This is a genomic window from Fischerella thermalis PCC 7521, assembly GCF_000317225.1.
Lineage (GTDB): Bacteria > Cyanobacteriota > Cyanobacteriia > Cyanobacteriales > Nostocaceae > Fischerella > Fischerella thermalis.
In genome coordinates, this window is record NZ_AJLL01000033.1 from 188,456 (window position 1) to 215,160 (window position 26,705).

The following is a 26,705-nucleotide window of genomic DNA, read 5'->3' on the forward strand; positions in this document are numbered from 1 at the left end:
GCTGATAGCTTAAGTCTACAAAAGTACACTCATCCAGTTGCTCAACCATCTTCAGTCAACTTCAGATGACTTTGGCTATAAGCCTGGAACCTTAGTTCCAGACCTAATCCAAACAGATTACTCATCCTGCTTGATTAGCTGCAACATTTCTAGTTCTTGACGACCATAGTTAGCAAGCCAGTTCCAAACTAGTACTGTTAATAATCCTTCACTAATTGCTAAAGGAACTTGCGTAATAGCAAAGATGCCTGCAAATTTTATAAAGGAAGTGAGGACTCCGCCTGTAGCCGCAGGAAATGCCAAAGCTAATTGAATAGAGGTGACAATATAAGTCACCAAATCTGCGATCGCGGCGGCGAGAAAGATTGCTAGCCTTTGTTTACCCGTTGGTACAACCAAGCGGTAAATCCAATAGGCAATAAATGGCCCTGCGATCGCCATTGAAAATGTATCCGCTCCTAGTGTAGTTATACCACCATGAGCCAAGAGCAACGCTTGAAACAGTAGTACCAAACTACCCAATACAGACATGGCTAAAGGCCCAAATAATATTGCTCCTAATCCTGTACCTGTGGGATGAGAACAACTACCAGTCACCGATGGCATTTTTAAGGCAGATAGCACAAACGTGAATGCTCCCGCCAACGCCAAGAGTAATTTTAATTGCGGGTTTGCTTGGGTAATCTGTGATATTCGTCGTAACCCCAACACAAAAAAAGGTAAAGCTACTATCCACCAAAATACTGCCCATTCCACGGGTAGAAAGCCTTCCATGATGTGCATGGCGTAGGCTGGTGCAGCTGCACTTACGACTATATAAAAGCTAAAAATCCCCAGCAAAATGGGTAATAGACGTTTCACCTTAAGAATTATTCTCAAAATCAGCCATTCCATAAATATGTATAAGGACTTAGTTTATATTGGCAGTTTTTAATCTTCAAGTTGATTATATAATGATTATCATTCTCTAAAAAAATAGATTAAATTTTGTATATTCTTACCTATGGTAGATGCATTTATAAATAAAAAATTAAACATTCACTGCAAACCTCACAAGAACAGCCCCTCTCCGAGCTTGCGGAGAGGGTGAGTTAAAAGTGTATTGTATGCAATGGCATATTGTCATATTTGCAACTTTAAAGTCACTCAAAAACAATTGACAATAATTTATAATTCCTATATGAATAAAAAGTAATTGCAAAATATTTGCAGTTTGTCTTGGACTGCAAATATTCGTGATACTACCATGCCTAACTACTTTGCTCTCAACCAAGGAAAATTGTTGAATCGCCGTCAACTGCTCAAACTAGCATTAATCAGTGCAGGCGTCACAGGAGCAGCTGTGCTATGGAGTAGATTAACAGCACAAAAGCAGTTGGCAAGAGTACCACCTTTGGAGACAGAGGAAAATTTTAATAGTGCTGTGAACCCGGTACAAGTATTGCGGAATTTTGATTACGGGACACTGAAGCAAGAAAACGGGCGGACAATCCGGGAATTTCGTCTTACTGCTGGAACTTCGGCGATTAAACTCAATAGTGCTGTATCTTACAACATCTGGGACTTAAATGGTCGCATTCCTGGCCCAACACTGAGAGCAAAACAAGGCGATCGCGTGCGGATATTGTTCTTCAACAAAGCTGGACATTCGCACTCTTTACATTTTCATGGTGTCCACCCAGCCGAGATGGACGGCGTTCGTCCAGTTAGTAACGGTAGCGCAACAATTTACGAGTTTGATGCTGAACCCTTTGGTGTTCATCTTTATCACTGTCACATTGAACCAGTGACTCGACATATTGCCAAAGGATTATACGGCATGTTCATCATCGATCCACCCAAGCCTCGTCCAGCGGCGGATGAGATTGTATTAGTGATGGCTGGGTATGACGTCAATGACGATAACCACAACGAATATTACGCCTTTAATGGTTTACCCCATTACTACATGGATAACCCTATCCGCATTTATCAAAATCAGTTGATTCGATTGTATGTCCTCAATATTATTGAATTCGACCCCGCAGTGACATTTCACTTGCACGCCAATTTCTTTGATGTTTATCCGACTGGAATGACTCTGACTCCTAGCCAAAAAAGTGATGTAGTGACGATGGGTGTAGCAGAAAGGCACATCTTAGAATTTGCTTTTCGCTATCCAGGTAAGTATATGTTTCATCCGCATCAAGACGCGATCGCAGAAAATGGGTGTATGGGCTTATTTGAAGTTGTGGCTGAGAAAGACTATCAAAATCCAGCAAAAAGCGTAAAATCGTAGCATTTTTAAATTGAAATTAATTATTAAATTTTAGCCTTTTCAAGGGTGAAATAGTTGATAAATACTTTCACTAGGTGCAAAAATAATTTAGCCAAATCTACAATAAATCTCAAATATAACCGTGGCAATTCCCTAGGGAAGCGAACTACGGACTCAAATGCATATCCAGTAAGCTTTAGCTTACTTGAAGTAAAAACTCTGGAAATTTATTTCTTGGTGGAATAGGTGCAAGATCTAAGTTTACTTGCTTTTCAATCAGTGAACTTTACCGTTGGGAAACTTATACCCACTTAATAAAGCTAATAACTAATAACTGTATCAACATTTTCAGGAGTAAATATGAAAAAATTTCGTTATTTGTATTTAGCTGTGACTGCGTGTGCCATAGTAACTTTGAGTTCTTGTAACGACGGCACTTCAACCACAGAAAATTCACCCTCAGCCAGTACTCCCAATTCTGTTGCTCAGACAACAGAAGCAGTAAGCCATAGCAGTCATGGTAGCAAAAAACAAATTAACATTAATACAGCTATTTTGTCTGAGTTAGATAAATTTGAAGCGCAGCTAGGTGTACCAGCATTATCAAATAAAATTCAGGCAAATCGTCCCTACGCTAGTCCAGAGGAATTAGTCAACAAGAAGGTAATTACCCAAGAACAGTTTGACAAAATAAAGGATCAAGTAACTGTTCAAGAAGTTATTTTAACTGGGGAAGCCAAAGATATAGATTACATGACCAAGCTAGGGTTGATGAAAGGACATCTGATTGTAGCGCAAGAGCTATTGGATCAAAATCAACCGAAACAGGCAGAACCTCATATTGGTCATCCAGTAGAAGAGATTTATGTTGATGTGGAAGACCAATTAAATGAGCGTCAAGTCAAAGAATTTAAGACAACTTTAGTGAATTTGCAAGATTTGGTGAAATCTAACCCCAAAGACAGCAAAGTCAAGACTAATTTTACTACTTCTATGCAGTCGGTGGATAGAGCGATCGCAGCCTTACCAGAAACTCAGCGTACTCAGCCATCATTTGTCCTCCAGGTAATTAATGGCCTGTTGGATTCTGCTAACTCAGAATATGGTGCAGCTGTCGCCGACGGTAAAATCACCGCAGCCATCGAATATCAAGATTCTCGTGGCTTTGTACTCTACGCTGACGAGTTGTATAAAAGCATCTCTAGCCAGGTTGCTAAAGATAAGCCAGAAGCAGACAAAGCAATTCAGGCGAGTATGGCGCAACTGAAAAAAACCTGGCCAAGTGTGATTCCAGCAGCCAAGCCAGTCAATACTCCTGAGGAAGTCACCAAACAAATTAAAGCGATAGAATCAGCATCTCAAAAAGTCATTGACGCTGCCAAAACCCAAGCACAGCGATAATTAAGTTTGTAGTCAGTGCTGTCTTCGCTCAACAAGGACAAAAGTCCTGACTACAAACACAATAATACATATGGTTAGATTACTATTGACTTTTTGTTCCAAACTATGAATTTAAAATTTACTGAGAAATGGATCAAAAGTTAGACATCTCTAACTTATAGTTCATAACTAAAAACTTCTGGCTTTTAACGAAAATTAAGAACTAATGCAAGAACTTGACCAAAAGAAAACAATTGACCTGCTCAACGCCATTATGGAGTTTGAATTGGCAGGAGTTGTGCGTTACACTCACTACTCTTTGATGGTAACTGGCCCCAATCGGATTCCGATTGTAACTTTCTTTAAGGCCCAGGCAAACGAATCTTTGCTGCACGCTCAACAAGTAGGTGAAATTCTCACAGGGTTAGATGGACATCCTAGCCTAAAAATTGCCCCAATAGAAGAAAGTTACAAGCATTCAGTGAAACATATTTTGGAAGAAAGCTTGGCACACGAAAAGAAAGCACTTGATTTGTATAAAAAGTTGCTTGATACAGTAACTGATGCAAGTATTTACTTAGAAGAATTCGCCCGAACTATGATCGGTCAAGAAGAGATGCATAATCTTGAACTGAAGAAAATGTTACGCGATTTTAGTTAAGAGTCACAAGTCATTGGTCATTAGTCATTAGTTATTTGTTGGTAGTTGATGGTTGGTTGTAATTGCAAACAACAAACAACAAATAACAAGCAACATAAAAATGACAAATTACCAATGACAAATAACAAATGAAAAAGGACAACTGATGGACTTTAGTACTGCTTTACCTACTTTTGTAATTACACTCCGAGAAGGAGTAGAAGCAGCCTTAGTAGTTGGTATTGTCTTGGCTTTGTTGAAAAAAGCTAAACAATCCCGACTCAATCCTTGGGTGTATGCTGGTGTCGGTGTTGGTATTGCCTTAAGTGCGCTGATTGGCGTGTTATTTAGTTGGGTAATACAAGTATTGGGAACAATTAATCCCCAGTACACATCTGTTGTTGAACCATTGATGGAAGCTGTATTTAGCGTACTGGCCATTATCATGCTCAGCTGGATGCTGATCTGGATGACCAAACAAGCTAGATTTATGAAAGCTCAAGTAGAGGGAGCGGTAACAGAAGCTTTAAAAGATAATACTAATGCTGGCTGGGGTGTTTTTAGTTTAATTTTGATTGCTGTTGTCCGCGAAGGCTTTGAAACAGTTCTATTCATTGCTGCTAATTTTCAACAGGGGCTAATTCCTGCTCTTGGGGCTATTGGTGGGATTGCACTTGCAGCAGCAATTGGTGTACTTTTATTTAAATGGGGAGTTAAAATTAATATCCGCCAATTTTTCCAAATCATGGGTGTTTTGTTGGTATTAATTGTTGGTGGATTAGTAATTTCTGCATTACATAATTTTGACGAAGCCGCAGCTAATTATGCCCTCAGTAATCGTGCTTCCGAAAGCCTTTGTTTTTACTACGAAAGGTTTACCAAAATTCATTCTTGTATACTAGGGCCAATGGTTTGGAATACAGCCAATATCCTACCTGAAGAAAAATTCCCCGGTATTCTACTCAAAGCCTTGTTTGGCTACAGAGAACATCTTTATGTTGTGCAGGCAGTAGGGTATGTTGTATTTTTATTGACCGTTGGAGGTTTATATTTCCGTAGTATTATGGGTGGTTCTGCTCAAGATAGTAAGAATATTTCAGCAGGACAAAAATCGGTTAGTCCAGCTAAGGAATAGGGATTGGGGATAGGGGAAGATAAGAGATAAATACTTCCTTGTCCCCCTTATCCTCCTTGTCCTCCTTTTCTCCCTTCCCTTGTCCTTGATCCCCGATCCCCTATGACTAAAATATCCGTTCAGCAATTATTGATTTATCCTGTTAAAGGATTAAGTAGTCACAAGTGCGATCGCGTCTATCTCAAAGTCGGACATGGTATTCCAGGCGATCGCGCTTTTGCTTTGATGTATAAGCAAAATGCCACAGATACTAGCTTGACTACTGTGTCTTGGATGAACAAGCAAAACTTCGCCATGCAAAACGACTGGCCAGGACTCGCTGCTTTGAATTGTTTCTATGATCCAGACACTGGCACTTTCACAGTCAAGCGCAAAGCTGTAGAGTTATTAGTTGCTGATACTAAAACTGGCAAAGGAAGGGATTTGATCTCAGCCTTTTTCACTGGCTACCTAGCAGGAATTTACCCTAGTCAGGCTGCGAGACACCCTAACCGCGCCCCTCTACAGCTAGTTGGAGAATTTGACAAAACTCGCTATCCTGACCGGGAAGCAGTACATATTTCCCTTGTCAGCCGAGGCACTATTGATAATTTAAGTCAATTAGCTGGACAGCCAATAGACGTACGGCGCTTCCGCCCAAATATTGTTGTAGAAGGTGTCCCTGCTTGGGGAGAATTTGACTGGGTGGGGAAAGAAATACAACTCGGAACAGCCCGAATCGTTGTGACTGCCAGAATTAATCGCTGCTTAAATATAGATGTTCATCCTGAAACCGGAGAAAGAGATATGAGGTTACTGTCTCTTTTGCAAGAGCAATTTCAGCATACCCAGACTGGTGTTTTAGCGCAGGTAATTAGTAGTGGTAGTGTGGCAATAGGTGAAGAGTTAATGATAATGCCTGATGTGAAGCTGTGAACAATAGTATGTTTAAGAAATCGACCACCGATGAACACCGATAAACACCGATAAATGCAGATAGATTTAGACCTCTTGTATGAATTGTGAACTACCTACACTTCCGCTTACGCGGTAAGGGGCAAGTTTGCGGGTCTTATTCAGCTTCAACCTAGCAGTAACGGGGAAGCCGCTTGAGCGTGTCTACATCTGTGTTCGTTAGTTGAACCAGGAGAAAACGCTAACAACGAAAAACTTCACTCCAACTCTCTTTGCAAGTTCGGCCTGTTTGATTGTAATTTACTTGTTCCTTTACGTCCTATCGGCACACACATTGGTGTTCCCACCACTGGATCATTAACAACACGACACTCTAACCCAAAAACCTCTTGTACCATCTCCTCAGTCATTACCTGCTTTGGTTCCCCAGCCGTAAAAATCCGACCATCTTTGACAGCAACCAAGTAATCAGCATAACGACACGCGTGATTTAAATCATGCAGCACCATGACAATAGTCCGTCCTTGAGTTTGGTGCAACTCATACAACAAATCCAACACTTCTATTTGGTGCGCCAAATCTAAAAAAGTAGTCGGTTCATCCAAAAGTAAAATATCTGTGTCCTGTGCTAATGCCATTGCAATCCAAGCTCGTTGTCTTTGTCCACCAGACAAAGTGTCCAATTCTCGCTCTGCCAAATCCAGTAAATTTGTGATTTCTAGTGCCTGTTGTACAATCTTTTCATCTTTTGCTGACCACTGCTGCAACCAATTTTGATAAGGATAACGCCCTTGTGCTACCAAATCTCTTACTGTTAACCCTTCTGGTGCAACTGGTCCTTGGGGTAAAATACCTAACTGCTGCGCTACTTCCTTAGTGGAAAGCTTAAAAATAGACTCTCCATCAAGATATACCGTGCCACCAAGGGGTTTGAGCAGCCTGGCTAAACCTCTTAACAAAGTTGATTTACCACAACCATTCGCACCAACTAAAACACTAATTTGTCCACTGGGGATTGCCAAATTCAAATCACGGATAATTGGCACACCATCGTAAGCTAAAGACAGGCTTTTGGTTGATAGTCCTTTCATAGGCGAAACCATGATGAATTATGAATCACGTAAGACTGTGAATTGAAGAAGTAATATAAGGTTTTTCAGCAATTGTCCAGAGTTTGATTTGATTAACGTAGACGCGATCATAGGCTTAAGCTAGGGTACACAATATAAGGCAATGAACACCGATAATCTATCTGTGTTCATCGGTGTTCATCGGTGTTCGACTTTAAAAACATAATTTTTGCCATAGTTTCATGAATTATGAATCAATTTGTCCCCAGTCTCTTATTTTTTACGATTACGAATTAACAAATACAGAAAATAAGGAGCGCCAACCGCAGCAGTCACCACCCCACAAGGTATTTCAATGGGTGCAAACAGTGTTCTTCCCAGGAAGTCTGCTATCACAACAATCATTCCGCCTAACAGCGCTGAGGTAGGAATTAATCCTTGATGGTTTGCACCCACCAACTGTCTTCCTATGTGGGGTGCGATTAAACCAACAAAACCGATATTTCCGGCGGTGGCGACTGCTGCACCTGCTAAGGCTGCACCCACTAGCACTAGTAACCCACGCTCCCATTCCACGCGAGTACCCAGACCTTTGGCGACATCATCTCCCAAGTTCAAAGCGTTCAAATGCCTTGCTAGGAGCAACGCCGTTGGTGCGAAAACAATCAACCAAGGTAAGAAGGAAAATACTTGTTCCCAGGTACGTCCGTAGACACTGCCAGCCAACCATACTAAAGCGTCACTGACGTTATAAATATCTCCAAAGGTAATCAACAAGCTGGTGAAAGCACTTGCGATCGCAGACAAGCCAATACCCATTAAAACTAATAGAACTGGGGAGCTACCTTTGTTCCAAGCTAGCGAGTAAATTAAAACACTCATCAATAAAGCACCAACCAAGGCTGCCAAGGGTAAAGTATAAATTAGTACTGAATTAATTAGTACAATTGCTGAAACAGCCGCCAGACTCGCTCCGGCATTGATGCCAATAATTCCAGGATCTGCCAGAGGATTACGTGTTAAACCTTGGAAAATAGTGCCAGAGATGGCCAGTGCCACTCCCACCATCAAAGCCACAAGAGTACGGGATAGACGCAAATTATAAATCACGAAGGCATGATCTGGGTTTCCCGTATCTATACCCAATACAGTTTTGATGATATCCAAGGGTGAGATTGGATATTCACCCCTGCCCAAATTCATCACCATCGCCACTATAGTGATTAATCCCAGAAATAGCAGCACCAGTGGTACGCGTCGGTCAATCCGGAAGGATATCACCTGGGAACGAATGACTAGCCAATCAACCTTCATTTTTTCACCTTAGACTTAGCCAGATACACAAAAAAGGGAGCGCCAATCAGTGCTGTCATTACACCCACAGGTAACTCCTGGGGTTTGAGTAACAGGCGCGCAGCAATGTCTGCAACCAAGAGTAAAATCGCACCTAAAACGGCACTATAGGGTAAAATCCAACGATAATCGGCTTTGATGTAGAATTTCACCATATGGGGAACTACTAAGCCAATAAAACCGATGGGCCCAGCAAGAGCGACTGAACTGCCTGCTAGTAAAACTACGCTAATGGCAGTAACTATTTTGATCCAAGCTGTCTTTTGACCTAAGCCTTTAGCTACATCTTCACCCAGACTCATAGTGGTAATTTGCCTACCAAGGGCAAAAGCAACTACTAATCCAACCATGACAAAAGGTAGTGCTTGCAAGAGTATGTTACTATCGCGTCCAGCCAGGGAACCTGCTAACCAAAATCTAATTTCTTCTAAAGTTCGTTGACTGAGGATCAGAACAGCAGTAGTGAGAGAAGAAATTAGAGCCGTGAGTGCTGCGCCTGCGACTGTGAGATTCAGTGGGGTAGCTCCTCCCCGTCCCAGAGAACCCAGAAAGTAGACTAACGTTGCTGTGACTCCTGCACCCAAAAAGGCCACAATCGTTAAAACACTCAAACTGGAACTGCCAAAAATAAAGATTGTGGCAACTACAGCCAGTGCTGCTCCTGACTCTATACCTAAAATCCCTGGATCTGCTAAGGGATTGCGTGTCAAACCTTGCATTAATGCTCCCGATACTGCTAAGGCTGAACCTACAAGGATAGCAATGAGTACACGCGGTAATCTCACTGTCTGGACGACTAAGTGTTCATAGGAACCATCAAAGGCGATAAAAGATGCCAAAATCTTGTCCAGGGGAATGTCTGCTGCACCTAGGGTGACACTGTATACCAAGCAAATTAGCAGGATACACAATCCCAGAACCAGACCAAGTAAGGTTGGCATTTGTCGCTTTTTCAATCCTCTTGGTGACACTGTGGTCGCTTTTGTCATTATCTTGCTGTTACTTGAAAAATTTAGACTCTGTGGGCTATTTGTTTTGTAATTTGCACTCTCAATATTTAACAGTTTTTAAAGTACTAATTTGATAATCTTTCTTGATAAATTTATATATAGATTACATTATTATGTAGATTATTTAGCTATTTCCTCTTTTTTTATAACAATAAATATACCATTCCAGTTTCTTGTAAAGCCTGATATAATTTCTCAACAAGGTGGCGTTGTTAGCTCAACGAGAATCTGCTTGGTCATTGGTCAAATGACGGTCATAGAAATAATACACTTCTTGCAGAAGTCAGGGGAAAGGGTTAAAGGGATTAAAACATCCTTTCCCCTTTAATATGCACCCCAATTCTTGCAAAAGATAATTTTGCAAGAGGTCTAAAAGTTATACGCACAATTTACTTAGCAGTTTCAGTCACCAGACGTTATACCTGCACACGGTGGTGGTAATGAGGATTGACTTTTTATCCAGGGTTTACAAAAGAGTATCAAGACGCGTTTTACCGTTGATACTCGCTTTGATACTTATTTTGTTTGTAGGGAGCCAGACTACAGCTGTATCAGCCAAATCTACAGAAATATTATGGGATACCTATGGTGTACCGCACATCTACGGTAAAGATAACCGGAGTGCATTTTATGGCTTCGGTTGGGCGCAAATGCAAAGTCATGGAGATTTGCTTTTACGTCTCTACGGTCAAGCACGGGGACGTGCAGCCGAATACTGGGGAGAGGAATATCTAGACTCAGACCGATGGGTGTTGACGACAGGAATACCAGAACGCGCTCGTAGTTGGTACAAGGTACAGAATCCTACTTTTCGTAGTTATCTAGATGCTTTTGCTGCTGGGATCAATGCCTATGCTTCCCAACACGGTAACTTGATTAATGATGAAGTAGAGGTGGTGCTACCAGTCAAACCAGAAGATGTCATGGCTCACCTGCATCGGGTACTCCACTTCACTTTTGTAGTCAATCCAGAACAAGTCATAGGACTAAGCCAACAAAAATTACAAGCAGGGTCTAATGGTTGGGCGATCGCACCCAGTCATTCTGCTAGTGGAAACGCAATGCTTTTAGCCAACCCACACCTACCCTGGTCAGATTTATTCCTGTGGTATGAAGCTCAAATCACCGCGCCTGGAATTGATGCTTACGGAGCAACACTTGTAGGTATTCCGGTGTTGGCGATCGCATTTAACGACAACTTAGGTTGGACTCACACTGTTAACACCCACGATGGCTGGGATGTTTATGAACTGACATTGGCAGGTAATGGTTATCGCTTTGATGGCAAAGTTCGCGACTTCCTTTCCAAAACCCTCTCCTTGAAGGTGAAGCAGAAAAATGGTTCTTTGCAAGAACAATCATTAGTAGTGAAAAATTCTGTCCATGGACCCGTCGTCGTTGAAAAAGATAATAAAGCCTTTGCCCTGAGAGTTGTCGGTCTTGACCGACCAGGTGTCCTCCAACAATGGTGGGACATGGCACGTTCCCGAAACCTCAACGAGTTTGAAAAGGTACTCAAGCGATTGCAATTACCAATGTTTACGGTAATCTACGCCGATAGAAAAGGGCATATTATGCACCTATTCAACGGTCAAGTTCCAGTGCGATCAAATGGTGATTTTACTTACTGGGAAGGTATTATTCCAGGCAATACATCCAAAACTTTGTGGACAAAAATGCATCCATACCGGGATTTACCGCGCATAGTTGACCCCAAGAGCGGTTGGCTACAAAATACCAATGATCCACCTTGGACAACCACATTTCCAGCCACCATCAAAGCAAATAATTACCCGCCCTACATAGCGCCTCGTTTCATGGATTTCCGCTCCCAACGTTCTGTAAGAATGCTGGATGAAGATGAAAAAATTTCTTTTGATGAAATGATTGCATATAAGCACTCTACCCGTATGGAACTGGCTGATCGGCTTTTGGATGATTTAATCCCAGCTGCTCGCAAATACGGTCAGGACATAGGACGGCGAGCAGCTAATATTCTAGAAGCCTGGGATCGGCAAGCCAATGCAGATAGTCGGGGAGCAGTATTATTTGCCCTTTGGGTAGAAAAGATGGACTGGGATCAGGCATTTAGTAAACCTTGGAGTGAAAATTCACCACGCACCACCCCTGATGGTTTAGCTAATCCGAAAAGTGCAGTTGCAACACTCGAAGCAGTAGCAGCACAGGTAGAAAAGACTTATGGGGCGCTGGATGTTCCTTGGGGGGATGTCTTTCGGGTAAGGGTGGGTGATATTGATTTACCTGCCAATGGTGGAGATGGTGATTTGGGGATTTTCCGTGTACTCAACTTTGCTCCTAGTGAAAACGATCGCTTCCAAGCCGTTGCAGGTGATTCCTATGTTGCTGTCATTGAATTTTCCAATCCTGTACGAGCAATGGCACTCACTAGTTACGGTAATGCATCGCAACCAAATTCATTTGATGGTGGTAAGCAATTACAGATGTTTGCCAAAAAACAATTACATCCAGTTTGGCGTCAGCGTCAGGAAATATTAGCTCATTTGCAGGAGCGACAGGTCTTCTAATATCGACATGCAATGGCAATTCTTCGGGTTGAATAAACGTAAACTTATCTATTTGTGGTTCCAGGAGCAGGTACAAGCAGCACTGATGTCGAATTCCCGATCCCCCTTTAACTAAAGTCACCCATTCAGGTGAAGTAAAAAATACTTGGCGCAGGATACCATCAAGGAAAGTTAAGAAACTATAAGTTAATTATTTATCTATACACATGCTCTTTCCTGTGCAAGATGCATCCTAACGGAACTTAAGTTCAATAGGAAACTAACGATCTTGGCAACGGATAGAAAATTTTCATCAATATTTCTTTCTTGTCTCCCGCTTTACCATCCTGAAATCCAAGTTATTTTTCAAGGCTGCTGTGATGAATACTCATATAGAAATTCCCGTTATAGGCAAAGTGAAGCACCCCCAACGCTGGCTAATTGGGCTAATGGCAGCTGGGATTTTGGTTGTTGGCAGCACTACAACTTATACTTTGGTAAATCGGGGGGCAAGTAGAGAAGATATTGCAGCGCTCACTATTCCTGTAGAAGCAAAAGATGTCACATTACGGATTACTGCCAGTGGTAAGGTAGTACCAGCTCAAAGCGTGAATATTAGCCCGAAACAACCAGGAATTGTGGCAGAGCTAAGAGTTGAACAAGGCGATCGCGTCCAGAAAGGACAAGTTCTTGCTGTGATGGATAGTGCAGATGTCAATGCCCAAATTCTGCAATATCAAGCCAGTCTAGATCAAGCCAAAGCACAGTTAGCAGAAGCCCAAGCCGGGAGCCGCCCCCAAGAAATTGCCCAAGCCAGAGCGCGTTTAGCACAAGCCCAAGCACAACTAGATCAAGCCCGTGCTGGTAATCGTTCCCAGGAGATTCAAGAAGCCCAAGCTCAGGTAGATGATGCTAAAGCACAGGTAAACTTGACACAGGCACGAGTCAGGCGATATCGAGAATTGGCACGACAAGGAGCCATTTCTCAAGACCAATTAGATCAGTACGTGAGTGAAGACACAAGGGCAAAAGCTGTTCTTCAACAAGCTCAACGCCGATTATCACTACTAGAAAGCGGCTCTCGTTCCGAAGAAATCGCCCGCCAAGAAGCTGCTGTTGCGGAAGCCCAAGCAGCATTACGCTTGTTGGAAAATGGTACTCGTCCGGAAATCATCGCTCAACGCAAAGCAGCCGTAGGTGTTGCAGAAGCACAGTTAAAGGCGGCTCAGGTGAAGCTACAAGACACAATCATCCGCGCTCCTTTCGCAGGAATTGTGACTCAGAAATATGCTAACGACGGTGCGTATGTAGCACCGACTACTTCTGCTTCTTCGAGTGCCTCGGCTACTTCCAGTTCTATCGTTGCTCTAGCTAAGGGTTTAGAGGTGTTAGCACAAGTTCCTGAAGCCGATATTGGCAGAATTAAAAAAGGACAACAGGTAGAAATTGTTACCGATGCTTACCCAGACCAAGTATTTAAAGGTCGTGTCCGCCTGATTGCTCCCGAAGCCGTGAAGGAAGAAGGTGTGACATTGTTCCAAGTACGAGTAGCTATTACTACGGGACAAGAAGTGCTACGTTCTGGCTTAAATGTTGATTTGACGTTTTTAGGCGATCAATTAGATAATGCCCTCTTAGTACCGACTGTGGCAATTGTTACTGAAAAGGGTGAAACTGGAGTACTTGTCCCGGATGCTCAAAATAAACCTCTGTTCCGTCCAGTGACAGTGGGAGCGCAGGTAAAAGATCAGACTCAGATTGTGTCTGGTGTCGAAGAAGGCGATCGCGTATTTCTCAACCCACCCAAAGACTATAAACGCGAACAGCAAGCAAAAGAACAACAACAATGAACCTAGTAGAAAGTATCAAAATGGCAGGGAAAACCCTGCTGTCAAATAAATTACGTAGTACTCTCACCATGTTGGGTATTGTCATTGGCAATGCTTCCGTAATTGCCATGATTGGGATTGGTGAAGCTGGACAAAAGTATGTAAATAAGCAGTTAGAATCTTTGGGACCAAATGTGCTGTTTATCCTTCCTGGAAATCGCGAAACTCAGCGCATTTCTTTTGAAGTACCGAAAACTCTTGTCTTAGCTGATGCAGATGCGATCGCAACTCAAGTACCAACGGTAGCAGGAGTTGCTCCAGAGTTGAACAGAAGACAAGTGGTAACTTACCGCAACCGCAACACCAACGTCAACATTATTGGTACAACTCCCACTTTCCCAGAGGTACGGGATTTTGACATGGCTCAAGGACGGTTTTTCACCGAAGTCGATATTAAGCGCAATAATCAAGTTACGGTACTGGGTGCGAAATTGGCAGAAAGACTTTTCAATGAAAGTAATCCTGTCGGCGCACAGCTGCGAATCAAAGATTCCAGCTTTCAAGTCATTGGTGTGTTGGAAGCTAAAGGCTCAAGCTTGGGTGCAGATTATGACGAAGCAGCCTTGATACCAATCACCACATCTGCAAACCGATTAGTGGGACGAAATTCTCCCTATGGTATTGGTTTAGATTACATTGTTGTCTCCGCTCGTGATGCGAATAGTGTTGATGGTGCAGAGTTTCAAATTACAAATTTGCTGCGTCAGCGACACAAAATTACTGGCGAAGACGACTTTACGATCCGCACGCAAAAAGATGCAATGCAGACTATCGGCCAGATCACAGGTGCATTGACAATTATGCTAGCAGCGATCGCAGCTATTTCTTTAATTGTCGGTGGTATTGGCATCATGAATATCATGCTTGTCTCTGTCACCGAACGCACCCAAGAAATCGGACTGCGCAAAGCAATAGGTGCAACCCAGCAAGACATCCTATTACAGTTCATGATTGAAGCTGTGATTCTCTCCGCCGCAGGTGGTTTAATCGGAACTGCGATCGGTGTGAGTGGTATTTTGTTAGTGGGAGCCTTAACACCCTTAGATGCAGGAATTTCTGTAGTCGCAATCACTCTCTCAGTCAGCGTTTCCGGTGGTATTGGTTTATTCTTTGGCGTTGTTCCTGCGCGTCGTGCTGCGAAACTAGACCCCATTGTAGCTTTAAGAAGCGCTTAGTTTTGTGAAAGGTTCGTAGTCAGCGCTTCAACTTTGAATTGAGCGAACTAAAACAGTGTTCATCTGTGTTCATCTGTGTTTATCTGTGTTCGTTTGATCTAAAGCCTAAAGCCTGATTTTTTGCAAAAAGTCTATAGAAATAGGAAGTAGTCGAATGAGGAAATGAGTGGAGATAATAAAGAATAGGGGATAAATGACAAATGACAAATCACAAATCATCAATCATTCGGTTAGAAAATATCTTTAAAATATACGGCAGTGGTGAAACTGAAGTCAAAGCACTTAACAATGTGAATTTAGTAATCCACGAGGGCGAATATTGTGCAATTATGGGCCCATCTGGTTCTGGGAAATCCACAGCGATGAATATTATTGGCTGTTTAGATCGCCCCACATCAGGACATTATTATTTAGATAATCTCGATGTGGCACAAATGGATGATACCGAACTTGCCCACATTCGTAACAAAAAAATTGGCTTTGTCTTTCAGCAATTCCACCTTTTACCCCAACTAACAGCACTAGAAAATGTAATGTTACCAATGGTGTATGCTAGTGTGGACTCCGGGGAAAGACGCGATCGCGCCGTCGAAGCACTTAAACGCGTTGGCTTGGAAAAACGTATCAACAACAAACCAAATCAGCTTTCTGGAGGACAACAACAAAGAGTAGCGATCGCTCGTGCGATTGTCAATCGTCCGGTGTTGCTGCTAGCAGATGAACCCACAGGCGCGCTTGATTCCCGTACCACCCAAGAAGTATTGGATATTTTTACCGAACTAAATACCACTGGGATTACAGTTGTCATGGTAACTCACGAACCAGATGTTGCCCGTCAAACTCAACGTATTGTCTGGTTTCGTGATGGACAAGTGGTACACTCGCACCTTACCCCGGCTGATTTGAATCGTATGGCGACGTTAACTGAAGTGTGAAGGGTTAGTTAATTGATAGTAGTTGATAGTTTCTCATTAACTAACGTGTCAATCCAAAATCCAAAATTGCATGACTTTTGACTTTTGATATTTAACTATTATTCACTACATCTAACAGTTCACTTGGATGGTGAATTAAATAATTTGGATTTTGTTTAGCTAAAACTTCTGGAGAATTAAACCCCCAACTGACTGCTACGACTTTGATATTAGCTTTTTTAGAAGCTTCAATATCTCTAGTTTCATCTCCCACATAAATTACTTCTTCTGGTTTCAGTTGTTTTTGTTTAAGCAGATTATTAATAATTGTTGTTTTACCAAAAATAGTTATGCCAGAATAAATAAATTCAAATAAATTATCTAATTCATTAATTCTCAAGAATTCCGTCACATTGTCTTTAGAGTTAGACGTGATAATTCCTAGACGATGACCTGCATTTTTCAAGTTTATTAAGGCTTCTTTCATGCCTGGAATTGGTTTTAGCTCTGGTATTTTACTTTTTAATTCTCCTTTGATTTTTTTGACTAAAAAAGGTATTTTAAATACAGAAATACCTGAATAATTAATAATTTCCCTAGAAGTTAAATTTCTCAACAAAGCTAGTTCTTCTGGAGTAATTTGCACATAACCAAACTCTTTAGCTAAACGGTTAGCAATACTTATAAGTGCGTCTACCGTATCAGCGATTGTGCCATCAAAATCAAAAATAACTACTTTCTGGGTCATTCTTGTGCCTGCTGGAATGCGTCTAGGTTAGCACGGGCATTCCGTCGTAACATTTCTGGCTTAATTCGCCGCAACGCCGATGCCGGAAATTGTTGATCCCAGTCCTGATCTGAGATTTGGGCTAATTCTATCAGTTTGGGGGCAATATTCCCAGGATATGGCTGAAAGTCATCCACATCAGTTGGACTAGCAAAACGCTGATTCCAAGGACAAACATCTTGGCAAATATCACAACCAGCAATCCAACCTTGTAAATTAGATGCAATTGTCTCTGGTAGCTTTTCCTGACGATTTTCAATCGTGTGATAAGCAATGCAACGATTGGCGTCTACTACGAATGGACTAGTTATAGCATCTGTAGGACAAGCCTCTAGGCAGCGAGTACAATTACCACAATGTTGTGTATGGGGTTTGTCTGGAGTTAACTCCAAGTTGGTTAGCACTTCTCCCAAAAATACCCAAGAACCATATTCCCGGGTAATCACATTCCCATTTTTGGCAATCCAACCAATTCCGGCTTTTTGCGCCCAGACTTTATCTTGTACCGGACCTGTGTCTGCATAATAGCGTGCTTGAATGTTTTCACCTAATCCCTGCAACCAAAGCGAGAGTGCTTTTAATTTTTTGTGCATGACTTTGTGATAATCCCGCCCCCAAGCATAACGAGAGATTTTACCGTATTCCTTGCCTTCAGGGCGTTGGTGTGGCGTATAGTAGTTGAGGGCTACACAGATTAGCGATCGCACATCACTCATCACTAACCGAATATCCTGGCGCTTAGGAGAAGTCATCCATTCCATGTCGGCGTGATAACCAAGCTTAATCCATGCTTGCAACCGCTTTATCTCTGTATCGTCCCCATCTACAGCAGCTATTCCGACTTTGTGAAATCCTAACTCCAGAGCTTTTTGTTTAACTTCAGCACTGCTTGTTCCCGGCAATTGATTCATTTATCTTATCTGAAATTTGCCGTAACTACGGCATCGCTATTTTACACTACCTAGTCAATACATATATTTGCCATTTCTTAGACATGGTATTTGTAAATTTTATTTGCAATTTGTAAATAAATGATGCAAGATATATATCGGAAGCAAAAATAATGCTTTCAGTAGTTCCCAGCGTACAAACTATCGACTTTGGTGCAATCATGACATTTACTACTGATTCAGCACAAAACCGCTTTTCTAACACTTTCAACTACAGCACCCAAGCAGTGGATGCAGTTGCATCCACTGTGGCTGTATTTACAAACTTGAGTGTAGATGATCAGCTGGCAGTACTTTGGTATGCTTACACTGAAATGGGGCGTTCAATTACACCAGCTGCTACAGGCGCTGCTCGTTTGCAATTAGCCGAAGGTCTGCTGAATCAAATTAAGCAGATGACTCATGAAGAGCAGTTACAGGTAATGCGTGATCTGGCTGCCAAGAAAAATACCCAGTTCTGCCGTTCCTATGGTATCCTGAGCGCTAACACCAAGCTAGCTTTTTGGTACGAACTGTCTGAATTGATGGTTAAAGGTTTTGTTGTTCCCATGCCATCTAATTATCAATTGTCTCGTGATGGTGTGCAGGTATTGGAAACATTAAAAGAACTCGATTTTGGTCAACAAATCACCGTTCTCCGTAAGGTCGTAACTGACATGGGTGTTGACCCTCTCGCCGACTAAGTATTATGAAGGCAGGAGTCAGGAAAAAGCAAGTAAGATTTTTGCACGCTTTCTGATGTATACACTTCATTGTAACCATTTAAGACATTCTGGCATCCTGCTTAGGTTCTGTAAGTATCTTTCTCTATCTCCCCTTATTTCCAACTACCAAGTTGCTCTTTATATTCCCATCTGGGTAATATAAAGAGTCTTTTTTATACTCAGGAAGTACAAAGTTGTAATTCTTTGAAACGCAGAGGATTGGGGAGTTAGCGCAGAGGGACGCAGAGTATCGGTAAATTTAATCCGCCACGAATTAATGGAATGCTGTACTCGGCTACATTGAGCTATCACCTACTAACAACAAACAACTACTCTATCTTGGACTTACCCAATTTACTGGTGTGAGAATAAATTCTCTGTCTTGATCGCCTTAGTCAGTTTTAACGGACTCAAATCTTGTTGCAGTCAGATTTATCTGACTTAAGCTATAAGCCAAGAAATTTATTTCTTGGCGGGATGAAAAGTTGGTGCAAAATCGAAGACTAACAACTAACAACAAACAACTCACAATTAACCACTAACCAACATAAAAAATACATCTCCAGCAACAGGATTAAATTGATTGTTATTTGTAAATTAATGGAAATATAATCTGGAGTTAATTTTATGGTTTTATCACAATCATCTAGAAATACTACACAAGAATTAACTATTGAGGGAATTACAGAACCAACTATCCTGTGTTACTTTCAATCGTTGAATGCAGGAGAGTTTGATGCTACTGCTAATTTATTTGCAAATGATGGTGTAATGCATCCACCTTTTGAATCTGGAATCGTAGGACCAGAGGCGATCGCTAGTTATTTAAAAAAAGAAGCTGTGGATATTAAAGTTTATCCCCGCGAAGGAATATCTGAGACTTTGGAAGAAGGTGTAATTCAATTTCAGGTGACAGGAAAAGCGCAAACTTCTTGGTGTGGGGTCAACGTTTTATGGCAGTTTGTCCTCAATCAGCAAGGGGAAATTCTTTACACCAAAATTAAATTGTTAGCTTCTCCTCAAGAATTGCTGAAAATGCGACGAGGTTAGTTAGTTGTTAGTTGCTAGTTGTTAGTTGTTCACCACTAACCACTAACTACCAACCACTAACAAATTCTAATTTTTTATTGCTGCCATTTGTTCAAAAGAGCGCAGTAGTAATCTTCGTCCTAACTCTATATCTTTGGGCGCACACTGCCAATCAGGATGTGCTGTCATGAGCAAACTGTCCAAAGTTTCTTGATCGAATAAATGCCAGACAGGGGCGCCATTAATTTCTGTTTCTATGGCATAGCAATTAGAGCTAACACAGTGAATCTTACAAGTATCAGCAATTCTTGCCAAGGTCATTTGTTCTCCTGGTTGTAGCGAACGAAATTGCTGCATGACTTGCTTCAGTTCGCTTTTGGCAGACACAATCAACCCAGGAAGCGCTACTGTTAAATTTTTGTCTCCATTTACCATAATCCAGTAGTGACGACTGGGGTCAATTCCTTCTAACCAGGGTAATTCATCATCAAGACGATAGCGTGGTGACAAACAAAACAAGGCTTCCATAGGTAAAACAGTGACTTTGTTGTGCAATATTTGAGTGAGATTTATCACCGGACACGTGCAAAGTCGATTGTTGAACTTGCGATCGCACCCGTTCTATCCATAATTAATGCCTTACCGAGTCAAGCACACCCCCAAAAAAACTTTCGGAGTCGCACTTGTGGAAAATGGACGGCAAGGTCATCTTAGCGATATTTTTATTTTTTGATAAATATCACCTATAAATCAAATAAAATTAGCAAAAGTTATTAAACTAATTAACACTTCTTAATATCAAGGCTGCTCAAAAATGCACTTAGTATAAGCAAATTCTCTATAAGTAAACACTCTGCGCCTCTGTGCGCTCATCTTTGCGAGATTCTACGTTTAAACTCGCTAATAATGTACTAATTAAGCAGAATCTGGCAAAGTCACTTCTAGTTTAAGACAGTTGTAACCATCAACCTGTAACTTGTATTCAACTTTATCCATGAGACGATTCATAATTAGCCAACCATAACCACCTTCTTGTTTATCCGTGGGGCTAGGAGGGAAATAGTTGGATAAGTCGAAGCCATCCCCACGATCCCAAATTTCCAAGGCTATATCTCGGTCTTTAAATTCCAAACGGATTAACACTGGTAAAGAGGGCTGATTTCTATGGGCATGACGCACAACGTTAGAATAAGCTTCTACCAAAGCAAGTCGTAGACGACTTGATTGTCGTGACCAATCAATCGATTCTTTGAACTGGATTTCCAAGCATCCCAACAACCAGTTTTCGACGATGCTTAAAAACTTCAGGTCGCTTGGTACATGAAGCTCACTTTTCATCATTTAAAAAACCTCCAGTGAGAGTATAGTCTGATCATCTTCTTGAATATTGTTGTCAGCCTGGATACGAGCTAACAAATGATTGAGGGATAGTGGTTGAGTTTCTTGTTGCAAAAGTTGCCAAAGACCATCAAGATGTAGCATGGAACGATGATTTGACTTAAAACCATTTACTGAGTTTTCTGGAACACAGGTCTTTTTTGTCACCATCGCCTCAGTAATGCCGTCACTGGTAAACAGTAGGATGTCCTTGGGAGCAAGAAACAATTGCCCAAAATCTGCTTGCCATTTGGGTAAAATACCCAAAGGAATACTACGTATTTTTAGGTACTGGGGATTGTCTATATCAGTTTCACGAGACCACAGCAGAGGATATATATGGCCTGCATTGGCATAAACAAGTTCTCTGGTGCTGGGAGTATATCGGGCTAAGATGAGAGTGATAAAGCAATTGCTACTAATTAAGTCATCACCCAAAGCTTTATTCAGATTTTGAATTACCATGTTGGGCATAGCTGGTGTTTCCTGAGATAATTCCCGGCGTAACACCGAAATTGCACTAGCCATAAACAATGCAGCAGGGACGCCTTTACCAGAAACATCACCCACTGCTAACCATAAATCTCCTTTGGGATGGACAAACACTTCAAAAAAATCTCCGCCGACTTCACGGGCGGGGTAACAACAAGCTTGTACCTTTACACCTTTGATATCAGGTAAGCTTTGACGTAGCAAGTTGTTTTGAATTTGGCGAGCAATCTCTAATTCCGCTCGAATCTGTTGTTGTTTTTCCTGAAGACGTTGATAGAGTTTTGCCTGAGAAAGGGCTAAAGCTGCTTGTTCCGCAACACCTGTGATTAGCTGGATATCCTCGTCTTGCCAAGGTTGATCTCGTCCTGTTTCATAGAGAGCAAGAACAGCAAGGAGATGTTGCTGATAAATCAGTGGCACCGCCAATTGGTAACAAGGATTATCATTTTTATTATATAAACTATGCTGATAATGCTGAGTTTCTAGAACTTGTTCAATCAAAAAACTGGCATCGAAAAATTCACAGGAATAGGTAATTTGAGGATCTAAGTAGGAGAATTCATCTGCTGTCAAACAATTGCTTTCTACTGGTCTAAGCAAGCAATAACTAGTTTTAAAAGACTGACCTATTGTGGCAACAATTTTCTCCAACATGCTGGAGTAGTCTAAAGACTCACGTATTGCAGTGGTAACAGCATTAAATAATGATTCTCGTCGTAGGGCGCGACGTAACTCTTGAGTACGCTTTTTGACTAGCTGATAGGCGTCTGCTGCTTGCTCAACAATTTCTTTGAGTCGATCTGGTTTCCAAGGTTTAGTAATGTATTTAAAGACCTGACCAGAGTTAATGGCATCAACTAAATCTTCAACATCAGTAAAACCAGTCAGCAATATGCGAATCGTATCAGGAAAGCGCTCTACTGTCAAACTCAAAAATTCCGTGCCATTCATCTCTGGCATTCTTTGATCAGAGATAATCACAGCCATTTCGCCTTCTTTGTCCAAAATTTCAAGTGCTTTCATAGCGTGATTTGCTTTGTACACTTGAAAGTCTCGCCGAAAAGTGCGGTAGAGTAGTTCTAGGTTATCTGGCTCATCGTCTACAACCATCAATTTAAGTTTTTCTACATCTGTCTCAGTCATATTTGACTTCACTATTCCAGATATTTCAATGGCGGAATGGCGTAATCATATCTGTTACACCTAATCGTCATTAGAACATTAAGAAAGACCGTATTCAGGGTAATCAACTCATTTTTAACACATATTTATGGGAACAAAGTAGTAATTATACTGATTAGCGAATAGGGAAATCAAATTATTTTTCTAGTAGTTTGTCTAGCCTATCCAACTAATCCAGAACGCAAAGCCCTAACCGCTGCTTGGGTACGGTCGTCAGCACATAGTTTGTTTAAAATGTTACGAACATGTGTTTTGACAGTACCAACCGTAATGTATAACCTTTCTGCGATTACAGCATTACTACAACCTTCTACAATCAGTTGCAGTACTTCTAATTCTCTTTCTGTGAGGATGTAGGGGTCAATTATATCTTCTTCAGTACCATTGTTTTCTAGACTTGGCACTGAAACTTTATTCTCTGTTGTCCCCTCCAATTTCAATGGATTTTGTTGTGCTTGTTGTAATACAATACGGGCGATCGCTGGATCAATCCAAGCATTGCCATTGTAAGTAACACGTACAGCTTCTGGTAAATTATCGAACTTAATATCTTTCATACAATAGGAATCAGCCCCAGCAGCAAAAGCTGCTAGAACGGCTTCTTTATTATCACGCAGAGTCAAAATTAATACTTTTACTCCCGAATCTTCCCCATTGTTAAATGCTTTGACCTCCCGTGTGAGTTCAATACCATCTTTATCTGGTAAACCAATATCTATAATTGCAATATCTGGTTGTATAGTTTTTAACAATTTTATCCCATCAGCAGCGTTAGCAGCTTCTCCCACCACTTCTATTTCTTCTTTTTGCTGTAGTGCTATTTTGATACCTACACGGGTGAGGTCATGATCTTCTATCAATACCACACGAATTTTATTCATAGTCAATTCTGCCTGTTGCACTCTTAACTGTGTATGATTGAGTTTACTAAAAAGTTTTAGAAGATGGAGTGTGAACTACTTGCAAATTGAGAATAGCCAATAGCGAATCCTGAATTAGTTTGAGTTTAGTTGCTTGATGCTGCACTAAAAATAAACGACTTAAATCATGAGTTTGCACAATACTTTGATGTTAAGGGGTGAAGATAAAGCCCTCTCTATTTTTACTTTTATGCCTAATGCTTTCTACCCTCATCTTGTGTTTGGAAATTGAAGAATACTGTAGTATAAAATACTTTGTATTTATTAATACAGCATAAATTTCGACCTAAAGTATCTTGAGCAGAGTTGCAATCTGCGTTTTAGGAGGAATGTAGCGAAAATTATCTAATCAAAATTTGTGATATAAAATACGCATTTTTCAGGAATTCTCTATTTGCAAAAATTTGTTAGACTATCGTTCGATGGACATTGGTGTGAGGCTACTCAAAAATAGGCTATGTTTAAACCGCCTAAAGTATTTTCGGTGTTGGGGCTACCAGTTCATATAATGACTGATTATCCAAGCTGGTTGCTGGAAAGCCTGAAGCAAGGCATGGGAGCGCATGTAATTACGCTTAATGCCGAAATGACTATGCAGGCAGAACAAAACAAATCTCTAGCTGAGGTAATAAAAACTGCCGAGCTAGTTATTCCAGATGGAGCGGGAGTAGTTCTGTTTTTGCGGTGGCTGCGGCGGCAAAAAGTGCAGCGAATTCCAGGAATCGAGCTAGCAGAGACACTGTTGCGAGAACTTGGAGAAAAACAAACGGATGCAAAAGTATTTTTCTATGGTGGTGCTACTGGAGTTGCTGCCAAAGCCGCAGATTACTGGCAGAGGCAAATTCCGAGTTTGGCAATAGCAGGTACACATTCGGGTTTCCATTCCCCAGCAGAAGAAGAACAATTACGACAAACTCTTGCTCAAGTCCAACCACAAGTTATTTTTGTTGGTTTAGGTGTGCCACGTCAAGAGTTATGGATTGCCCAAAACCGCCATTTGTGTCGCCAAGCAATTTGGATCGGTGTTGGTGGTAGCTTTGATATTTGGTCTGGGACAAAAACTCGCGCTCCTGCTTGGTTGGGGAACAACCATTTAGAGTGGCTGTATCGGCTATACAAAGAACCTTGGCGTTGGCGACGCATGTTGGCTTTACCTAAATTTGCCCTGAAATCCTTGATTTATGGTTTGACTGTCAAAGAAGCTATAAGTCAGTAATGGACTAACACTACTAAAATAGCGTGTTAGATTTTGTAGGTTGGGTCTGGTAAACTTGACCCAACCTACAAAATTCACACTATTACGAATATTTTTGTAACCGACTAAAACATTATTTTGATTAAATTTTTTGTGCGCCTGGTTGACCGTTTTCAACTACAAACGAAGCTAGGGTGCTGATGGAGGCGTTTTCATCAGTAATTGTCGAGACAACACGGTAATCACTTTGCCAGCGATCGCGCGTCAGGTTACAACGGACGTAACCCCGGTAAGCACCATCAAAAAATTTAGTGTGGGGATTGTCACTCAAAGCAGCTTTGACTGGAGCAATAAATTCGGTTGGAAAATCTGATGAAATTGAAGTTCCCACAAACTCAGTACCGACTGTAGCTGAATCTGGGTTTTGGAAATCTACTTTCAGGTCATTTACCCAACTAGAGTGGATATCTCCGGTAATCACCACTGGGTTAGAAGGTTGGCGTTGAGCTAAAAAATTCAAAATCCGATTCCGTGCAGCTACGTAACCATCCCACTGATCCACGTTGAACAGTCCTGTTTCTGGGCGAGGATCAAAATCGTATTCCGCAAACATAGTCTGCTGAGCAATCACATTCCAGCGTGCTGATGACTTATCGAGACCTTTGAGCAACCACTGCTCTTGTTTTTGGCCTGTCATCGTGGCTTCTTCAGCCAAAGCTTGGGAGCAACGGGGCTTGAGTCCATCATCACAAGGTTGATCAGTACGATATTGACGGGTATCCAACACGTTAAACTCAGCTAAATCACCAAAAGTAAACCGTCGATATAGCTGCATGTCAGGCCCTTTAGGCAACGAAAAGCGGCGCAGGGGCATATGTTCGTAGTAAGCTTGGTAAGCGTAAGCCCGCCGATTCACAAACTCTTCCTGACTTTGATTCTCTTCTGGTATCAAACCAGCGTAGTTATTTTCTACCTCATGATCATCCCAGGTAATAATCCAAGGAAACTTGCCATGAACAGCTTGCAGATTTGGGTCAGTTTTGTATTGAGCGTGACGGTTACGATAGTCTTCTAGGGTAAAGATTTCAGAACCAATATGCTGGCGTAGCTTGTCAGGTTGGGCTTCGTACTCGTAAATGTAGTCACCCAAATGCACTACTAAATCGAGTTCCTCTTCCGCCATGTGCTTGTAGGCTGTGTAATAACCATTTTGCCAATCTTGGCAAGAGGCAAAAGCAAAGTTGAGTTGTGGAATAGAGGAATTCCGGGCTGGGGCTGTGCGAGTCCGACCTATCGGGCTAACTTCCTTACCCACTCGGAACTGATACCAATACCAACGCTCAGGTTCTAGTCCGCGCACATCAACGTGTACTGAGTGGGCTAGTTCAGGAGTTGCTAAGGTTTGACCACTTCTGACTATCTTGGTCATGTTTTTGTCAACGGCAACCGACCACCGCACTATAATGTTTTCTGGTGGCATTCCCCCACCATTAAGTGGGTCGATCGCTAGACGTGTCCATAACACCACACTATTAGGTAATGGATCACCAGAGGCTACACCAAGACTGAATGGATAACTAGAAAACCTGGGCTGTGCCAATACTGGATGCCATTGACTAGTTACTGCTAAGCCTGTGAAAAATCCTGCACCCAGTAAAAAATTTCGCCGTCTGCACCGGATTGATAGCAAGCGATCGCCATCCATCAGTTTCATATTGCCCCACTTGGTAGTATTTATTAATTCGTTTCTCAGTAATTTGACCATGCAAAACGAACATATCAATCCATAACCAAATGGGGATTAAGGTAATGTTAAAGTTGATCTTT

At 41.6% G+C, this 26,705-nt stretch carries 24 protein-coding genes; 12 read left to right on the forward strand and 12 right to left on the reverse strand.

Annotated features, from left to right (window positions below; translation table 11 throughout):
* Positions 1 to 117 precede the first annotated feature (117 nt).
* Positions 118 to 894 (reverse strand): energy-coupling factor ABC transporter permease, encoded by a 777-nt coding sequence (locus tag UYK_RS0107785; RefSeq protein WP_026086396.1) that lies wholly within the window; start codon positions 892 to 894, stop codon positions 118 to 120.
* Positions 895 to 1,246: 352 nt separating this feature from the next.
* Between UYK_RS0107785 and UYK_RS0107790 the strand changes: the two genes are divergently transcribed.
* The 5 genes from UYK_RS0107790 to UYK_RS0107810 all read left to right on the forward strand — a co-directional run bounded on the left by UYK_RS0107790 (position 1,247) and on the right by UYK_RS0107810 (position 6,327).
* On the forward strand, positions 1,247 to 2,278 hold the full coding sequence (locus tag UYK_RS0107790; protein WP_009458445.1) for a multicopper oxidase domain-containing protein: 1,032 nt from the start codon (positions 1,247 to 1,249) through the stop codon (positions 2,276 to 2,278).
* Positions 2,279 to 2,617: 339 nt separating this feature from the next.
* Positions 2,618 to 3,658 carry a ComEA family DNA-binding protein gene (locus tag UYK_RS0107795; RefSeq protein ID WP_009458446.1) on the forward strand — a complete coding sequence of 347 codons (1,041 nt, stop codon included), beginning with the start codon at positions 2,618 to 2,620 and terminating at the stop codon, positions 3,656 to 3,658.
* A gap of 205 nt (positions 3,659 to 3,863) precedes the next feature.
* Positions 3,864 to 4,298, forward strand: a complete 435-nt coding sequence (locus tag UYK_RS0107800; protein ID WP_009458447.1) for a ferritin-like domain-containing protein — start codon at positions 3,864 to 3,866, stop codon at positions 4,296 to 4,298.
* 145 nt (positions 4,299 to 4,443) lie between these two features.
* Positions 4,444 to 5,412, forward strand: coding sequence for an FTR1 family iron permease (locus UYK_RS0107805; RefSeq protein WP_009458448.1), 969 nt, complete (start codon positions 4,444 to 4,446; stop codon positions 5,410 to 5,412).
* A gap of 102 nt (positions 5,413 to 5,514) precedes the next feature.
* On the forward strand, positions 5,515 to 6,327 hold the full coding sequence (locus tag UYK_RS0107810; protein WP_009458449.1) for an MOSC domain-containing protein: 813 nt from the start codon (positions 5,515 to 5,517) through the stop codon (positions 6,325 to 6,327).
* A gap of 236 nt (positions 6,328 to 6,563) precedes the next feature.
* Here the strand turns inward: UYK_RS0107810 and UYK_RS0107815 are convergent, their stop codons facing one another.
* The 3 genes from UYK_RS0107815 to UYK_RS0107825 all read right to left on the reverse strand — a co-directional run bounded on the left by UYK_RS0107815 (position 6,564) and on the right by UYK_RS0107825 (position 9,718).
* Positions 6,564 to 7,397, reverse strand: coding sequence for an ABC transporter ATP-binding protein (locus UYK_RS0107815; protein WP_009458450.1), 834 nt, complete (start codon positions 7,395 to 7,397; stop codon positions 6,564 to 6,566).
* A 252-nt stretch (positions 7,398 to 7,649) separates the two neighbouring features.
* The gene (locus UYK_RS0107820; RefSeq protein WP_009458451.1) at positions 7,650 to 8,690 is read right to left on the reverse strand and encodes a FecCD family ABC transporter permease; all 1,041 of its coding nucleotides are present in this window, start codon (positions 8,688 to 8,690) and stop codon (positions 7,650 to 7,652) included.
* Positions 8,687 to 9,718 carry a FecCD family ABC transporter permease gene (locus UYK_RS0107825; RefSeq protein ID WP_016871213.1) on the reverse strand — a complete coding sequence of 344 codons (1,032 nt, stop codon included), beginning with the start codon at positions 9,716 to 9,718 and terminating at the stop codon, positions 8,687 to 8,689. The genes UYK_RS0107820 and UYK_RS0107825 overlap by 4 nt, the downstream gene beginning before the upstream one ends.
* A 461-nt stretch (positions 9,719 to 10,179) precedes the next feature.
* On the opposite strand from UYK_RS0107825, the gene UYK_RS0107830 reads away from it, so the two are divergent.
* The 4 genes from UYK_RS0107830 to UYK_RS0107845 all read left to right on the forward strand — a co-directional run bounded on the left by UYK_RS0107830 (position 10,180) and on the right by UYK_RS0107845 (position 16,263).
* A complete protein-coding gene (locus tag UYK_RS0107830; RefSeq protein WP_016871214.1) occupies positions 10,180 to 12,285 on the forward strand; it encodes an acylase in 2,106 nt (701 codons plus the stop codon).
* A 359-nt stretch (positions 12,286 to 12,644) separates the two neighbouring features.
* Positions 12,645 to 14,114 carry an efflux RND transporter periplasmic adaptor subunit gene (locus UYK_RS0107835; protein WP_009458454.1) on the forward strand — a complete coding sequence of 490 codons (1,470 nt, stop codon included), beginning with the start codon at positions 12,645 to 12,647 and terminating at the stop codon, positions 14,112 to 14,114.
* Positions 14,111 to 15,328 carry an ABC transporter permease gene (locus tag UYK_RS0107840; RefSeq protein ID WP_009458455.1) on the forward strand — a complete coding sequence of 406 codons (1,218 nt, stop codon included), beginning with the start codon at positions 14,111 to 14,113 and terminating at the stop codon, positions 15,326 to 15,328. Before UYK_RS0107835 ends, UYK_RS0107840 begins: the two co-directional genes overlap by 4 nt.
* A 200-nt stretch (positions 15,329 to 15,528) precedes the next feature.
* On the forward strand, positions 15,529 to 16,263 hold the full coding sequence (locus tag UYK_RS0107845) for an ABC transporter ATP-binding protein (protein ID WP_016871215.1): 735 nt from the start codon (positions 15,529 to 15,531) through the stop codon (positions 16,261 to 16,263).
* A gap of 91 nt (positions 16,264 to 16,354) precedes the next feature.
* On the opposite strand, the gene UYK_RS0107850 is transcribed toward UYK_RS0107845, so the two are convergent.
* Both UYK_RS0107850 and queG read right to left on the reverse strand, forming a co-directional pair.
* Positions 16,355 to 16,990, reverse strand: coding sequence for an HAD-IA family hydrolase (locus UYK_RS0107850; RefSeq protein ID WP_009458457.1), 636 nt, complete (start codon positions 16,988 to 16,990; stop codon positions 16,355 to 16,357).
* Positions 16,987 to 17,940 carry a tRNA epoxyqueuosine(34) reductase QueG gene (gene queG, locus UYK_RS0107855; RefSeq protein ID WP_009458458.1) on the reverse strand — a complete coding sequence of 318 codons (954 nt, stop codon included), beginning with the start codon at positions 17,938 to 17,940 and terminating at the stop codon, positions 16,987 to 16,989. Before queG ends, UYK_RS0107850 begins: the two co-directional genes overlap by 4 nt.
* A 200-nt stretch (positions 17,941 to 18,140) precedes the next feature.
* Between queG and UYK_RS0107860 the strand changes: the two genes are divergently transcribed.
* Together UYK_RS0107860 and UYK_RS0107865 are read left to right on the forward strand one after the other, a co-directional pair.
* Positions 18,141 to 18,662 carry an orange carotenoid protein N-terminal domain-containing protein gene (locus UYK_RS0107860; protein WP_026086397.1) on the forward strand — a complete coding sequence of 174 codons (522 nt, stop codon included), beginning with the start codon at positions 18,141 to 18,143 and terminating at the stop codon, positions 18,660 to 18,662.
* 648 nt (positions 18,663 to 19,310) lie between these two features.
* Positions 19,311 to 19,733, forward strand: coding sequence for a ketosteroid isomerase family protein (locus UYK_RS0107865; protein ID WP_009458460.1), 423 nt, complete (start codon positions 19,311 to 19,313; stop codon positions 19,731 to 19,733).
* A gap of 66 nt (positions 19,734 to 19,799) precedes the next feature.
* Here UYK_RS0107865 and UYK_RS0107870 read toward each other — a convergent pair whose 3' ends face one another.
* The 5 genes from UYK_RS0107870 to UYK_RS27540 form a co-directional block, all read right to left on the reverse strand.
* Positions 19,800 to 20,240: a hypothetical protein gene (locus tag UYK_RS0107870; RefSeq protein ID WP_009458461.1), complete on the reverse strand. Its 441-nt coding sequence runs from the start codon at positions 20,238 to 20,240 to the stop codon at positions 19,800 to 19,802.
* Positions 20,241 to 20,627: 387 nt separating this feature from the next.
* Positions 20,628 to 21,050 carry an ATP-binding protein gene (locus UYK_RS0107875; RefSeq protein WP_026086398.1) on the reverse strand — a complete coding sequence of 141 codons (423 nt, stop codon included), beginning with the start codon at positions 21,048 to 21,050 and terminating at the stop codon, positions 20,628 to 20,630.
* A gap of 3 nt (positions 21,051 to 21,053) precedes the next feature.
* Positions 21,054 to 22,724 (reverse strand): SpoIIE family protein phosphatase, encoded by a 1,671-nt coding sequence (locus tag UYK_RS0107880; protein ID WP_009458463.1) that lies wholly within the window; start codon positions 22,722 to 22,724, stop codon positions 21,054 to 21,056.
* 200 nt (positions 22,725 to 22,924) lie between these two features.
* Positions 22,925 to 23,644 (reverse strand): response regulator transcription factor, encoded by a 720-nt coding sequence (locus tag UYK_RS0107885; RefSeq protein WP_009458464.1) that lies wholly within the window; start codon positions 23,642 to 23,644, stop codon positions 22,925 to 22,927.
* 46 nt (positions 23,645 to 23,690) lie between these two features.
* Entirely contained in the window at positions 23,691 to 23,822 is a 132-nt protein-coding gene (locus tag UYK_RS27540) for a hypothetical protein (RefSeq protein WP_016871217.1), read from the reverse strand.
* A 318-nt stretch (positions 23,823 to 24,140) separates the two neighbouring features.
* Here UYK_RS27540 and UYK_RS0107895 point away from each other — a divergent pair, with 318 nt between their 5' ends.
* The gene (locus UYK_RS0107895; RefSeq protein ID WP_026086399.1) at positions 24,141 to 24,899 is read left to right on the forward strand and encodes a WecB/TagA/CpsF family glycosyltransferase; all 759 of its coding nucleotides are present in this window, start codon (positions 24,141 to 24,143) and stop codon (positions 24,897 to 24,899) included.
* Between the two features lie 121 nt (positions 24,900 to 25,020).
* Here UYK_RS0107895 and UYK_RS0107900 read toward each other — a convergent pair whose 3' ends face one another.
* Positions 25,021 to 26,592 (reverse strand): alkaline phosphatase D family protein, encoded by a 1,572-nt coding sequence (locus tag UYK_RS0107900; protein ID WP_016871219.1) that lies wholly within the window; start codon positions 26,590 to 26,592, stop codon positions 25,021 to 25,023.
* Positions 26,593 to 26,705 lie beyond the last annotated feature (113 nt).